The sequence below is a fragment of the Streptococcus mitis genome (assembly GCF_047460035.1).
GTDB lineage: Bacteria > Bacillota > Bacilli > Lactobacillales > Streptococcaceae > Streptococcus > Streptococcus mitis_DW.
On record NZ_JASHHB010000002.1, the window covers coordinates 108,493 to 122,352 of the forward strand.

The 13,860-nt window shown below is 38.8% G+C and carries 11 protein-coding genes; 2 read left to right on the top strand and 9 right to left on the bottom strand.

All coding sequences use genetic code 11. The features are described 5' to 3' along the window. Positions 1-40 precede the first annotated feature (40 nt). Together QM956_RS02340 and QM956_RS02345 are read right to left on the bottom strand one after the other, a co-directional pair. On the bottom strand, positions 41-904 hold the full coding sequence (locus tag QM956_RS02340) for an Rgg family transcriptional regulator (RefSeq protein ID WP_414302170.1): 864 nt from the start codon (positions 902-904) through the stop codon (positions 41-43). 2 nt (positions 905-906) lie between these two features. Further along, positions 907-2,808: an ABC-F family ATP-binding cassette domain-containing protein gene (locus QM956_RS02345; RefSeq protein ID WP_414302171.1), complete on the bottom strand. Its 1,902-nt coding sequence runs from the start codon at positions 2,806-2,808 to the stop codon at positions 907-909. Positions 2,809-2,961: 153 nt separating this feature from the next. Between QM956_RS02345 and QM956_RS02350 the strand changes: the two genes are divergently transcribed. After that, positions 2,962-4,680 (top strand): phospho-sugar mutase, encoded by a 1,719-nt coding sequence (locus QM956_RS02350; protein WP_227325820.1) that lies wholly within the window; start codon positions 2,962-2,964, stop codon positions 4,678-4,680. Positions 4,681-4,791: 111 nt separating this feature from the next. Continuing rightward, positions 4,792-5,139, top strand: coding sequence for a DUF6568 family protein (locus tag QM956_RS02355; protein WP_150922419.1), 348 nt, complete (start codon positions 4,792-4,794; stop codon positions 5,137-5,139). Positions 5,140-5,170: 31 nt separating this feature from the next. Here the strand turns inward: QM956_RS02355 and QM956_RS02360 are convergent, their stop codons facing one another. The 7 genes from QM956_RS02360 to yycF all read right to left on the bottom strand — a co-directional run bounded on the left by QM956_RS02360 (position 5,171) and on the right by yycF (position 13,824). Further along, positions 5,171-8,425 carry a DEAD/DEAH box helicase family protein gene (locus QM956_RS02360; RefSeq protein ID WP_414302172.1) on the bottom strand — a complete coding sequence of 1,085 codons (3,255 nt, stop codon included), beginning with the start codon at positions 8,423-8,425 and terminating at the stop codon, positions 5,171-5,173. Beyond that, a complete protein-coding gene (locus tag QM956_RS02365) occupies positions 8,422-10,299 on the bottom strand; it encodes an Eco57I restriction-modification methylase domain-containing protein (protein ID WP_414302173.1) in 1,878 nt (625 codons plus the stop codon). Before QM956_RS02365 ends, QM956_RS02360 begins: the two co-directional genes overlap by 4 nt. 75 nt (positions 10,300-10,374) lie before the next feature. After that, positions 10,375-10,629 (bottom strand): type II toxin-antitoxin system RelE family toxin, encoded by a 255-nt coding sequence (locus QM956_RS02370; RefSeq protein ID WP_191962389.1) that lies wholly within the window; start codon positions 10,627-10,629, stop codon positions 10,375-10,377. 1 nt (position 10,630) lies between these two features. Then, positions 10,631-10,873: a type II toxin-antitoxin system RelB family antitoxin gene (gene relB / locus QM956_RS02375; protein ID WP_000208079.1), complete on the bottom strand. Its 243-nt coding sequence runs from the start codon at positions 10,871-10,873 to the stop codon at positions 10,631-10,633. 90 nt (positions 10,874-10,963) lie between these two features. Then, positions 10,964-11,773, bottom strand: coding sequence for an MBL fold metallo-hydrolase (locus QM956_RS02380; RefSeq protein ID WP_004254224.1), 810 nt, complete (start codon positions 11,771-11,773; stop codon positions 10,964-10,966). Beyond that, on the bottom strand, positions 11,766-13,124 hold the full coding sequence (vicK, locus tag QM956_RS02385) for a cell wall metabolism sensor histidine kinase VicK (protein ID WP_414302174.1): 1,359 nt from the start codon (positions 13,122-13,124) through the stop codon (positions 11,766-11,768). The genes QM956_RS02380 and vicK overlap by 8 nt, the downstream gene beginning before the upstream one ends. Beyond that, the gene (yycF, locus tag QM956_RS02390; RefSeq protein ID WP_000722072.1) at positions 13,117-13,824 is read right to left on the bottom strand and encodes a response regulator YycF; all 708 of its coding nucleotides are present in this window, start codon (positions 13,822-13,824) and stop codon (positions 13,117-13,119) included. The genes vicK and yycF overlap by 8 nt, the downstream gene beginning before the upstream one ends. Positions 13,825-13,860: the final 36 nt, after the last annotated feature.

The following is a 13,860-nucleotide window of genomic DNA, read 5'->3' on the forward strand; positions in this document are numbered from 1 at the left end:
ACCGAAAGGAGCTTTTTATTTTTTCCCTTATTTGGGAAAATTAATCTTTGACAAATTTTTCGTAATGTTCCTGATAGTAGGCTACTTGTTCAGGAAGACCTAACACATCAAAAATATGCATGGCCTCTTGCATCTGACTACAACCTTCTGTACACTGTCCTTTTTGGTACAAGGCAAAGCCTTTTAGATAATGGAAAATATTACGCTCATACAGTTTGATCCCTTTACTAATAATCTTCTCTGTATAAGTCTCAAAATAGCTTGCATTATCAAAAGAAGCATGCTCTAAACAATGCTGGTAACAATTAAGGGCCAAAATCAAAACCAATCTCTTATGGCGCCCAATCTCTTGGTAAAATTCTTCCCTCTCCATAACTTCTCTACCAATCCGAGTGACATAGTCTACATCGTAGAAACTATAGAGGTTCCCGAAAAGAATCAACTCATACATGGTCCATTCTTCCGTTTTAAAGAGATAATCTGCTACCTTATCCAAATCATCCTGCTTCATCTCATAACTCGAATCTCTTTGACAAATCAGACCTTGTAGCAAAATCCAGTTCAGCTCAAAATAAAGGGGATTTGTCGAACGCTTAGCCTTTTCAAGTTGTTCTTCTTGAAGCCTTTGAAAACCTGCAATATCATTTGAATAGTAAAGAGGTACAATTTGTCCCATCATGGCAACATGTTCATGATTATGAAAATTTCTTGCCTTATCCATGAAATTTTCGATTGTTACATGAATATTATCCAATATCTCAAAGAAACGCGAGACTGCCAGATCAGACTCCCCAAGCTCAAAGCGAGATAATTGAGAAGTTGAACAGGACTCTCCTGCCGCCTCCTTTAAAGAATAATTGCCACTTGTTCGAAATTCACGAAATACTTTTCCAAGATGTTCCATCTTTACACCTGCTCTGACAATTTTTCCCACTCAAGCATAGCTTCTTCCTGACGGTGGCTGATTTTGTCCAGCTCAGCCTGCAATTCCATGAGTTTACCTGCATCGTTTGTTTCCAACATTTGTTCAGAAATAGCTTGACTTTGACTTTCTAACTCTTCGATTTCAGTTTCTAGACTTTCAATTTGTCTCATAAGTTTGCGAACTTCTTTTTGACTTTCTTTCTGAGCTTGATAGTCATTAACTGGACTTACTTCTTTTGCTTGATTGCTAGTTGAAGCTCCCTCAGTCTGAGTCATTTCTACTTCTGCTTTCTTCTCAACATAGTAGTCGTAATCTCCAAGATAGAGAGTTGAGCCATTTTCAGATAATTCTAGTACATGAGTTGCCACACGATTGATAAAGTAACGGTCATGGCTGACAAAAAGCAAGGTTCCATCAAAGTCAATCAAGGCATTTTCCAACACTTCCTTGCTATCAATATCCAAGTGGTTGGTTGGCTCATCCAGAATCAGAAAATTATTGTTCTCCATAGACAGTTTAGCCAAGAGCAAACGAGCTTTTTCGCCACCTGACAGCATGCCAACTGATTTTTTGACATCATCTCCTGAGAAAAGGAAGGCACCAAGACGATTGCGGATTTCAACTTCTGGTGTCAGTTTAAAATCATTCCAGAGTTCATCCAGTACAGTATTACTTGCTGTTAGCTTGCTTTGGGTTTGGTCATAGTAACCCACCTCAACATTGGCCCCAAAGCGTTTTTCTCCCTTGATAAAAGGAATCTGGTCCACGATAGATTTGATAAAGGTTGATTTTCCAATACCATTGGGACCGACGATAGCGACAGCATTCATCTTACGAAGGTCTAGGTTGATAGGCTCTGACAATATTTCCCCATCATAGCCAATAGCCGCATTTTCAACAGTCAAGACAATATTGCCCGACGTTTTCTCAGACTGGAAGGTCATGTTGGCTGATTTCTTGCCAGCTTCAGGTTTGTCCAAACGCTCCATTTTTTCCAGTTGTTTGCGTCGAGATTGCGCACGTTTGGTCGTTGAGGCTCGGACTAGATTACGATTAACAAAATCTTCCAGAGCAGCAATTTCCTTCTGTTGCTTTTCAAAGTTTTTTGCCTCAGTAGCTAGCTTCTGCTCCTTCAGCTCAACAAAACGAGAGTAATTGCCCACATAACGATCCAAGGAATGCTTGGTTAAATCCAGCGTAATCGTCGCAACCTTGTCCAAGAAATAACGGTCGTGGCTGACAATAATGAGGGCACCGCTATAATTTACCAAGTAATTCTCTAGCCAGGCTATAGTTTCAATATCTAAGTGGTTAGTTGGCTCGTCCAAGACCAAGAGATTGGGCTTTTCAAGAAGCATTTTGGCAAGTGCCAAACGAGTATTTTGACCACCTGAAAGTTCAGCTATTTTCATCTGCCACATAGACTCATCAAACTTGAATCCATTTAAAATCGCTCGTATATCAGCTTCATAGGTAAAGCCACCTGCCTGACGAAAATTTTCAGATAAGCGGTCGTAATCTGACATCAGTTTATCCAAATCCTCACCAGACTTTTCACCCATCTCCAACTCCATCTGACGCAGTTGTTTCTCAGTCCGACGCAGGTCATCAAAGACATGAAGCATCTCATCGTAGATGGTATTTTCAGACTCAAAACGGCTATCTTGGGCTAGGTAAGATAGAGAAATATCTTTTTTCTTATTGATTTCTCCGCTAGTTGGCTCCTCTTCTCCAATTAAAATCTTCAAAAGAGTAGACTTACCTGCACCATTTTTCCCAACAAGGGCAATCCTATCACGTTCATCAACCTGCAGGTTGATATTATCAAAAAGAACCTCTCCTGCAAAAGAACGTTCAATTTTATTAGCTTGTAAAATAATCATACAAGTAGTATAGCATGTTTCCCTAAGGCATTCAAGACTTGATAAACCGACATATGACACCACTTTTATGAAAATTATGCTACCGTTTTACTAAAACGCTAAAAAGTGCTATAATGTGAACGGTTAAAACAATTTATAAAAAGGAGAATTTTAATGTCTTACCAAGAAAATTACCAGAAATGGGTTGATTTTGCGGAGCTTCCTGACTACCTTCGTCAAGATTTGGAAAATATGGATGAAAAAACGAAGGAAGATGCCTTCTATACAAATCTTGAATTTGGTACTGCAGGTATGCGTGGCTTGATTGGCGCTGGTACAAACCGCATCAACATCTACGTTGTTCGTCAAGCTACTGAAGGATTGGCTCGTTTGATTGAGTCTAAAGGTGGAAACGAAAAAGAACGTGGTGTCGCAATCGCCTACGATAGCCGTCACTTCTCACCTGAGTTTGCCTTTGAGTCTGCGGCAGTTCTTGCTAAACACGGCATCAAATCTTACGTATTTGAAAGCCTCCGTCCAACTCCAGAACTATCATTTGCAGTTCGTCACCTCAACTGTTTCGCAGGTATCATGGTCACAGCTAGCCACAATCCTGCACCATTTAACGGTTACAAAGTTTACGGTGAAGACGGTGGACAAATGCCTCCACACGATGCAGACGCTTTGACTACATATATCCGTGCAATCGAAAACCCATTTGCAGTTGAAGTTGCTGATGTCGAAGCTGAAAAAGCTTCTGGCTTGATTGAAGTTATCGGCGAAGCTGTCGATGTAGAATACCTCAAAGAAGTCAAAGATGTGAACATCAACCCAGCCTTGATTGAAGAATTCGGTAAAGACATGAAAATTGTCTACACACCACTTCATGGTACTGGTGAAATGTTGGCTCGTCGTGCTCTTGCCCAAGCAGGATTTGACTCTGTTCAAGTTGTTGAAGCACAAGCAACTCCTGACCCAGACTTCTCAACTGTTAAATCTCCAAACCCAGAAAGCCAAGCAGCCTTTGCCCTTGCTGAAGAACTTGGTCGTCAAGTTGGTGCAGATGTTCTTGTCGCAACTGACCCTGATGCTGACCGTGTTGGTGTTGAAGTTCTTCAAAAAGATGGTAGCTACCTCAACCTTTCAGGTAACCAAATCGGTGCCATCATGGCTAAATACATCTTGGAAGCCCACAAAAACGCTGGAACTCTTCCTGAAAATGCCGCTCTCTGCAAATCTATCGTTTCAACTGACTTGGTAACGAAGATTGCTGAAAGCTACGGCGCAACCATGTTCAACGTTTTGACAGGTTTCAAATTTATCGCTGAAAAAATCCAAGAATTCGAAGAAAAACACAATCACACTTACATGATGGGATTTGAAGAAAGCTTCGGTTACTTGATTAAACCATTCGTACGTGATAAAGACGCTATCCAAGCCGTTCTTGTCGTTGCTGAACTTGCTGCCTACTATCGTTCACGTGGTTTGACACTTGCAGACGGTATCGAAGAAATCTACAAAGAGTACGGCTACTACGCAGAAAAAACTATCTCTGTTACCCTTTCAGGTGTCGATGGTGCTGAACAAATCAAAGCGATTATGGCTAAATTCCGTAACAATGCTCCAAAAGAATGGAACGCAACAGCTATCACTGTCGTAGAAGACTTCAAAGCTCAAACAGCTACTGCTGCTGACGGTACTGTTACAAACTTGACAACCCCTCCAAGTGATGTGTTGAAATACACACTTGCTGACGGTTCATGGATTGCTGTTCGCCCTTCAGGTACAGAACCAAAAATCAAATTCTACATTGCAGTTGTAGGGGAAAGCAACGAAGAATCACAAGCTAAGATTGCTAACATTGAAGCAGAAATCAATGCTTTTGTAAAATAAAGACCTATAAAAGATGAGACTAACCAATCTCATCTTTTTTTCGTATCAAATCTAAGCAATTTTAGAAACTTTATGGCATACTAGACTTATCAATGAAAGCGAGGTAATCTCATGGAACAATTTTTAGATAATATCAAAGACCTTGAAGTCACTACAGTTGCGCGTGCGCAAGAAGCTCTTGATAAAAAAGAAACTGCAACCTTCTTTATCGGTCGCAAAACTTGCCCTTACTGCCGTAAATTTGCAGGTACATTGGCAGGTGTCGTAGCTGAAACTAAAGCTCACATCTACTTCATCAACAGTGAAGAAGCAAGCCAACTCAATGAGTTACAAGCATTCCGCTCACGTTACGGAATCCCAACTGTACCAGGCTTCGTTCACATTGCAGATGGACAAATCAATGTCCGTTGCGACTCTTCAATGTCAGCACAAGAAATCAAAGAATTTGCTAGATTGTAAAAAATATAAAAAGAAGGCATTCGCCTTCTTTTTAATTATTTTCAAAATAGGAATCAACCAACTCCTGAATCCTACCTTCTTTAGCAGCAGGAATAGTATCTTCTAGAACAAAGTTCTTTCTACTGATATCTTGAGAGAGATTTCCAAAGATAAAATTAGTCGAGATATTATAGATAATCTCTGAAGGTGCAAATCCATAAACTTGATTTTCCAAAATATGTTTTAAGCGTTCCTCAGAATTTGGAAAAGCATCTTTCAAACCTTCGCTATTATATAGTCGCTTAACAAGTTCAGCAATATAGAGTCCTGACTTCATGTACAAATCAATAAATGTCTTAGATGGATCATCAAAGATACCTGGACTTTCTTTTTCAAGGTCATCCACCATTCTCTTCACCACTCGTTTAGGAGTGAAAATCTGGTTAGTTTTCTGCGGTGGAATATAGTCAAAGATATCTTCTTTTTGATCTTTAAAATAATCTGCCAATTCCTCTTTCTTACGAAGAAATTCTTGGATTGCTTCATCAAATGTTGCTCGATCAAAGAGATGTCCTGCAAAATCTTGTCCACCATCTCTCAAATAACGAAATTGATCAATCGTAATACCAGTCACTTCAAAGAAAACATGCTCAGGAACAAAGGTATCAAAATTATCAAGTGTTAGAGTTTGATCACCATAAGCCATAATAAAACTTGGGATGGTTCGTGCAAATCCACGAAGATGGTCACGAATCTCATCTTGAGCTGATTGTTTCAAATGCTCAACACGTTTTATCTCAACCTGTTCAATAAACTTCTCAGGCATTTTTTCCACTTCTTTTTTAAGTGTTTGCTCTAGTTTTTCCTTGTGAATAAGATTGTTTTCTTCTAAACGTTTATCAAAATCTTCTTGAATCTTATCCTTTTGCTCCTTATCAACTGCTTCCTTGATTTGTTGTTGCAATTCTTCCCTGATATGAGCTTCAGAAATTTTTCTTTCGATATCGTTTTTTCGAATTTCATTCTCAAATGTTGCTGTAATTTGCTTCTTGATTTGATCTGTTTCTCGAGTTTTTAGGTTGTATTCACCTTTCAAATCTTCTACAATCACTGAAGAAACTGTCTTACTCAAGTCATTGACTAGTTGTTTTTGAGTTTTGTCCTCATCTTTTTTGACTAGTTCAACAACAGACTGTCCAAGTCCATAAATTTTTTCACCAAAAAGTCGCGTTTGTTGATTGATCACGATTTCATGGTCAACCACTGCATTGCCCTCATCATCCACTTTAACATCTGAAAAATCTAGTAAATCAGAAGGTGTTTGTAACTTCCCTTCCTTTTCAACTGGAAGCTCATTTAAAATATCTAGAACGGTTTGACTAGCTTGGAAAATACCGCTGATATTATCAAATAAGAGATTGGACATAAAGCCTCGTTTAAGAACTTCTCTAGCTTTTATCTGGCGAGGAATAGTTAGAACTGCCTTGGCATCAATTTCAACCATCTTACCAGCACGATCTTCAGCTATCACAGGAAAGAAATTTAGTAATTCTCTGATATTTTCTTCACGAGTTGCAGAAGTCCCCCCACCTCCTGCAGTTGCAAGTGATAAGTTATTCGCAAACTCATCAAAGAGAATCAAGGTTCTTTCTGGCGCAAAGTCAAATACATAGGCTCTTTCTTTGCGGAAGTGATTTCCTTTGCTATCACTCCATGAGTAAGGATTTTGAGCACGGAAGGCGGCTTGCATATAAAGGGCAGGTGATTTCAAGTTTGATAACATCAATACACCTGTCCATTCAGGTATGGTGACCCCTGTCGTCAACTGACCCACGGATAGGGTAATAGTTTTATCATTATCTGCTATCGCTTTTCTAACCAAATCTAAGGATTTGAGTTTGACTTTATCGTCTTCTTCGGACATACGTCCATCTCCAGCAGCTAGAACAATTTCATAGTTTTCATAGATGGGGTGTTCTTCTAGTAGTGCTTTTAAAGCCTTAGCTGAGGCTACACGTTCTAAAAGCCAAAAAGTATGCTTTAGTTCATTTCGAAGTTCTTTGGTTGAAAATGGATACTTTTCATTGCTTGACAGAGTATCTAACCAATTTTTGACATCTTGCTCATGGATAAATTTACCTTTATCATCTGTTGCGAAGAACTCACTCAAGTCAAAAGCATAGTCGATGTTCTCTCCATCGAGTTGAGCACCTTTTTCTAACTCCTCACCAATCATCTGAGACATTTGATAGGTAAAGAGATTTAACTGAGGTAAGGTTTCATATGGATTTTCCTCTTCTTGCTCAGGAGACCATGTCGATTTGGCAGACTGTTCATCCGCATAAGACCAGTTGTAGATTTGATCCTCTGTAAAATCTCCTTTGGCCAATGCCTTAAATGGTGTACCTGACAAATGCAGAGTGAAATTCCGTCGAATCTTATTAAAAGCCTGGTCTGTCTTGAAGGTATCAACTCCTTCATGAGCCTCATCGATAACCAACAAATCCCAATGTAGATCAGTTACCCATTTAAGTTTATTGTGCTCTCCACCTAGATAAGCAGAGCCTTTCAAGTCTTGGAGACTGATAAAAGCAAGTTGTCTTACATCGTCATCTAAAATACCAACAAATTCTTTTCGTGACAAGGTTGGACGACTTTTAAGGCTATCCGATTCAGAAACAAACTTGTAAGTCGTTTGACCTGCTATGAATTTTTCAAAATCATCATACCATGAGTTGGCAATGGCAGGTCTGTTTCTTACAATCAGGACATTGACAGCATCCATTCGACGAACTAGATCATAGGTAGACAAGGTTTTACCAAAGCGTGGCTTGGCATTCCAAAGGAACTTACCTCCTAGATGATTCTTGAAATAAGCTAAGGTCTTAGAAACTGCTTCTTCTTGCTCTTGTCGAAGATTATAGTCCTGTCCTTGGCCGGGCTGATACCCTGACAAATCATGCTGAACAAACTTATCGAAGAGATTTTTAGATTTTTCAGGAGTTCCATTAAAATAGAACCATTCCGTCTTAGGACGACGTTCCACATCATGGAAAGAAAGGAAATGGTGGAAATCATGGTCCTTAAAAGTCTTTCCCTTATCAGGTTCTTCTGTATAGGCGGCATCCCCAGTCCATAAGACATCTGTATCTATATGAGCAGTATGCGTTTGTTCTTTAATTCGTTGCGTGACATCCCGTTCTGTATAACCAATCTTAATCCATCCCTCATTGCTAGTTACTGTCGGTGTGGTGTAGGCATAGATTTTAGGATGAATCTCTTTTGAGGTTTTAATTTCTACCATCAATCCATCTCCCGTACATGAGTCTCAATAAAGGCAATTTCCTCAGGAGAAAGGTCATATTTTTGATAGAGCTGGCGGTCAATATCAGCAACTGATTGTGTCCAATCAATGTCCGAATTGACCGTAAAGTCTTGGAGGGGGACATATTTCCATTTATCTTTAGTATTATCTTGGGTAATTTTTAAAATACCTAACATAGCTCGAGCAAATTTAGACTTTATGTATTTCAACATAGCTTTAGCTTCATTTTCAGTATTAAATGCACCAAAAGAGATAAAAGTATCTGTGAAACCCACGAGTGGGGTACCCACGAGTGGGGTCGATAGGACTTCCCCAATCGCCCCACTGCCGTTAGCAGCAGGTACTAGAACTTTATATTTCAAAAGATTTTCATGTGGAGCTATATATTTTTGGGGAATATATCGATAAACTCTTTCATTGTTTAATCTGCCTAAAATTTTAAAACAATCCTCTGTTTCTTCTTCAGAAAAAATATCAAGTCTTCCTAGAATTGGTTTTCTTAGTCTCTTATCTTTACCATTACTGCCTATTAAACTTTTATAATTAGGATAGTCTTTATAGAGTTTTTCCAAATCAAATTTTGACTGTGTATAAATTATTTCCATTATTGATCTAAAGTCAAAATTATTCTCAACTTTTTTTAATATACTATTAAGTTCTTTAAAATGAGTAAATGTACCTATAGGTCCTTGCATTTTTTGAGCATCATAATAGGTAATTGCTACACCACCCTTTATATCAGTTCCAACAAAAACTTCTGAACTATTTTGTTTATAATAACACACCTTATAATTTTTGCTACTAAGAATTTTTTTATTCCATGATTTCGGTGTTTTTCCAGCATTGAATAAAAATCTTGCTGGTGTAATTAAGATTGATTTATCTGAAATTTTACTCGCTTCATCAATAAACAAATGATATACTGGGTCATCACTTGTACTTGTTCCCTGTGCCTCCTCCTGATAAGGCGGATTTCCTATCACGACATCAAATTTCATTTCACTTTCCTCGCTAGATAGGCACTCAAAACCTATCATTCTATTCTTTTTCCAGTCTTTGATTTGGGTTTGTGATTCTTCTACTTCTTGAATTTCTAGCTCATCTGTAAACAAGCTTAGTTGTTGAGATTGCCCTTGGCTAGCTGAATAAGGACTGTTTTTTTTCAGTCCATCCATCTGAAAGACATTGTAAGAGATGATGGTTGCAATCTCTTTCTTCTGCTCTAAGGTCGGTTGATTTCCAGTCTTTGCAAGATAGTAGTCCTCAAATGTTGCTAAAAGATTTTCACGCGCCAAAAGCAGAGAATCTCCTTGATACTCATAGCCATAAGAAGCTCGATAAGCTTTTTTTACAAGTTCATAGAAGGTGGCTTCATCTAAGACTTCACGACTAATGCGCTGCAATTTTCTATCAACAAAACCAACTCGCTCAGATAATGGAATCTCCTCACCAGTCACTGTATCATAGCGAGTAACCATATAAGGTGCTTCACCACAGGTAATTTCTAGCCAGCGCACTTGGATATAATCTTCAAGATTCAGAGTTTCAAGTTCAGCTTCAACGTAACCATTTTGCTTTTCAACTAACCAAGTTGGCGTAAAAACTTCGGCTCTAATCTTAGTTCGGTCTTTTTGCTCATACTTAGACTTTTCTGATCTGGGTTGAATCAAGTTTGCATAGGTTCCCGTCACCTTACTTGGATTGATACGATCACTTGGAGCAAATCCCTTCCCTAACAATTCATAAGAATGCGTCGCCCAAACAATTGATTTCTTTATCGTTCGATCTTTTAAAAGAATTTTTAATAAGTCAGCCGATTCTTTAGATAAACTTTCTTCACTAATATCTATTGTCATAAGCAACCTCTCTTATATTGTAAGCCCTATTATATCATATTTTAAAGAATGAAAATTTACTTGGAAAAAAGTAATTCAATAAATATCTCTCCGATGACCAACTTCTAAAGTAGCAATGACTACTTCATCATCTACAATTTGTACGATAACTCGATAATTACCAATTCTATAGCGCCATTGACCAACGCGATTACCAACCAAAGCCTTTCCGTGTCGTCTCGGGTCTTCCAAAACATTGGTTTGTAAATAGTTTGTAATTAGCTTCTGCGTATAACGATCCAATTTTTTCAATTGCTTGATGAAACGTCTTGTTGGAACTAATTTATACAAATTATTCATCCTCCAAGCCTAAATCATGCATCATTTCTTCCCAAGTAATGGGTTCAACTCCTTTTTCCAAGTCTTCTAAATACTCTTGATAGGCTAAATCTGCCACACGAGCATCGTATTCATCTTCTAGAGCTTCAAGAGTTTTGGTGCGGATAAGTTCCGACAGGGAAACTCCTTCAAACTTAGCCATTGCTTTCATAAATGTTTTATCAGCTTCAGAAACTTTTAATGTAATAGTAGTCATCTTTTGCACTCCCTTTTTTAATAGTAACACCATTGTATTACTTTTTAGGTGTTCAGTCAATATAAAAAGAACACCTTCTTAGCGTTCTCTCTATATATCTGTCAATGGTGTTGCTGTATCTGGTGAAGTATCATATACTTTAAAGTCTATTCCAACTCCCAAATCAGCTTGCGCCAGCTGATTGACCATGGTCATGTGAGCCAGTTCCTTGATATTGTTTTCCTTAGACAAGTGACCAAGATAGATTTTCTTAGTGCGATTTCCTAGCGTCCGAATCATAGCTTCAGCACCGTCCTCGTTAGAAAGGTGACCCAGATCCGATAGGATTCGTTGTTTGAGTCGCCAAGCGTAAGAACCTGCTCGCAAAATCTCTACATCATGGTTGGACTCGATAAGATAGCCATCTGCATTCTCGACAATTCCTGCCATACGGTCACTAACATAACCTGTATCTGTCAAAAGGACAAAACTCTTGTCATCCTTCATAAAGCGATAGAACTGCGGTGCGACCGCATCATGGCTAACACCAAAACTCTCAATATCAATATCTCCAAATGTTTTGGTTTTGCCCATTTCAAAAATATGCTTTTGCGAGGCATCCACCTTGCCAAGATACTTGCTATTTTCCATAGCCTGCCAGGTCTTTTCATTGGCGTACAAATCCATACCATACTTGCGAGCCAAAACACCCACTCCATGAATATGGTCAGAATGCTCATGCGTAATCAAGATGGCATCCAAGTCCTCTGGTTTGCGATTTATTTCAGCAAGTAAGCTGGTAATTTTCTTGCCCGACAAGCCTGCATCCACTAAAAGTTTCTTTTTTGGGGTTTCCAGATAAAAGGAATTTCCACTGGAGCCCGACGCTAAAATACTGTATTTAAAGCCTGTTTCACTCATTCTGGTCTTCTATTTCGTCCTCCCATACTTCTTCCTTCACTGCATCCTTATCATAAGGGAGCACAATTGTGAAAGTTGATCCCTTACCGTATTCACTCTTGGCCCAAATAAAGCCATTATGCTGTTTGATAATTTCCTTAGCAATAGACAGTCCCAGACCTGTCCCACCCTGGGCACGACTTCTAGCACGATCCACACGGTAAAAACGGTCAAAGATGCGTGGTAAATCCTGCTTAGGAATACCCAAACCTTGGTCTGAGATGGATAAAATCATCTGATCATCAGTCGTCTTCATGGTCACTGTGATTTTCCCACCATCTGGTGAATACTTGATGGCATTGTTAAGAATATTATCAATGACCTGTGTCATCTTGTCTGTATCTATCTCTATCCAGACTGAGGTAATTGGATAATCTCTCACCAGTTCATATTTCTTCTCTTCGTCCTGCCCTCTTATCTGATCAAAACGGTTGAGGATAAAGGTTATAAAGGCAGTGAAATTGATTAATTCCACATCCAGGTGACTGGTCGCATTATCAATACGTGAAAGATGAAGAAGATCCGTTACCATACGCATCATACGATTGGTTTCATCTAGAGATACCTTGATAAAGTCCGGTGCGACCGGTTCTGACAAGGCACCCTCATCCAAAGCTTCAAGATAGGATTTTACACTAGTCAGAGGCGTCCGTAACTCATGACTAACGTTGGAAACAAAGAGTCTCCGCTCGCGCTCTTCCTTCTCCTGCTCAGTTGTATCATGCAAAACTGCAACCAAACCTGAGATAAAGCCAGACTCTCGACGAACCAAGGCAAAACGTACACGAAGGCTCAGATATTCACCATTGGCATCCTGAGAATCAATCATAAGCTCAGGAACTTGGGTAATCAAATCACGAAGTTCATACTCATCTTCAATCTCAAGCAATTCTAGAATACTTTTGTTTAGAACATCTTCTTTCTGAACACCTAACTGTTTCTTAGCCATGTCATTAATCATGGTAATCTTGCCACGACGATTGGTCGCAAGGACTCCGTCCGTCATATAAGAGAGGATACTATGTAATCGTTTACTCTCTTGTTCCAGATTTTCTTGAGTCAAACGGATTACTTCTGATAAATCATTGAGATTATTGGTAATATTAGTGATTTCAGAGCTTCCCTGCATATCCAATACCTGAGAATAGTCTCCTGCAATCAGGTCTTTCACCTTTTGATTAATTTGCTTCAACCGAATATTATCTCGCCGATTTTCTAGCAAAAGCAAGGTAACAATCAAGATAAAACCCAATAAAATTAAAATGAAGATAAAATCACTAGTAAGAATATTTTTTCTAATAAATTCAATCATTATTTCTCATATAATAACCAACACCGCGACGTGTTAGGATATACTCTGGACGACTTGGTGTATCTTCAATCTTCTCACGCAAACGTCTGATAGTTACGTCAACTGTTCGAACATCTCCGAAATAATCGTAACCCCAGACCGTTTCAAGTAAGTGTTCTCGCGTAATTACTTGACCGATATGAGAAGCCAAGTGATACAAAAGCTCAAATTCACGATGAGTTAAATCTAGTTCTTCACCGTATTTTTTAGCTACATAAGCATCTGGTACAATCTCCAAGTCCCCAATTTGCAAGGGTTGGGTTTTCTTTTCATCTGATTCTTGATTATCTACAGAAACCAAGTCCGTGCGACGAAGAAGGGCTTTGACACGCGCCTGCAACTCACGATTTGAGAAGGGTTTGGTTACATAGTCATCTGCACCAAGCTCTAAACCGATAACCTTATCAAATTCGCTATCCTTAGCTGAAAGCATGATAATAGGCACACTACTAGTCTTGCGAATAGTCTTAGCAACTTCTAAGCCATCAATTTCGGGAAGCATCAAATCCAGAATAATAATATCTGGTTGCTCTGCTTCAAATTGCTCTAGCGCTTCACGACCGTTAAAAGCAGTTACAACCTCGTAACCTTCCTTGGTCATATTAAACTTGATAATATCCGAGATTGGTTTCTCATCATCTACAATTAATATTTTTTTCATTTGTTCACCTTTTTCTCTACTATTATACCAAAAAAA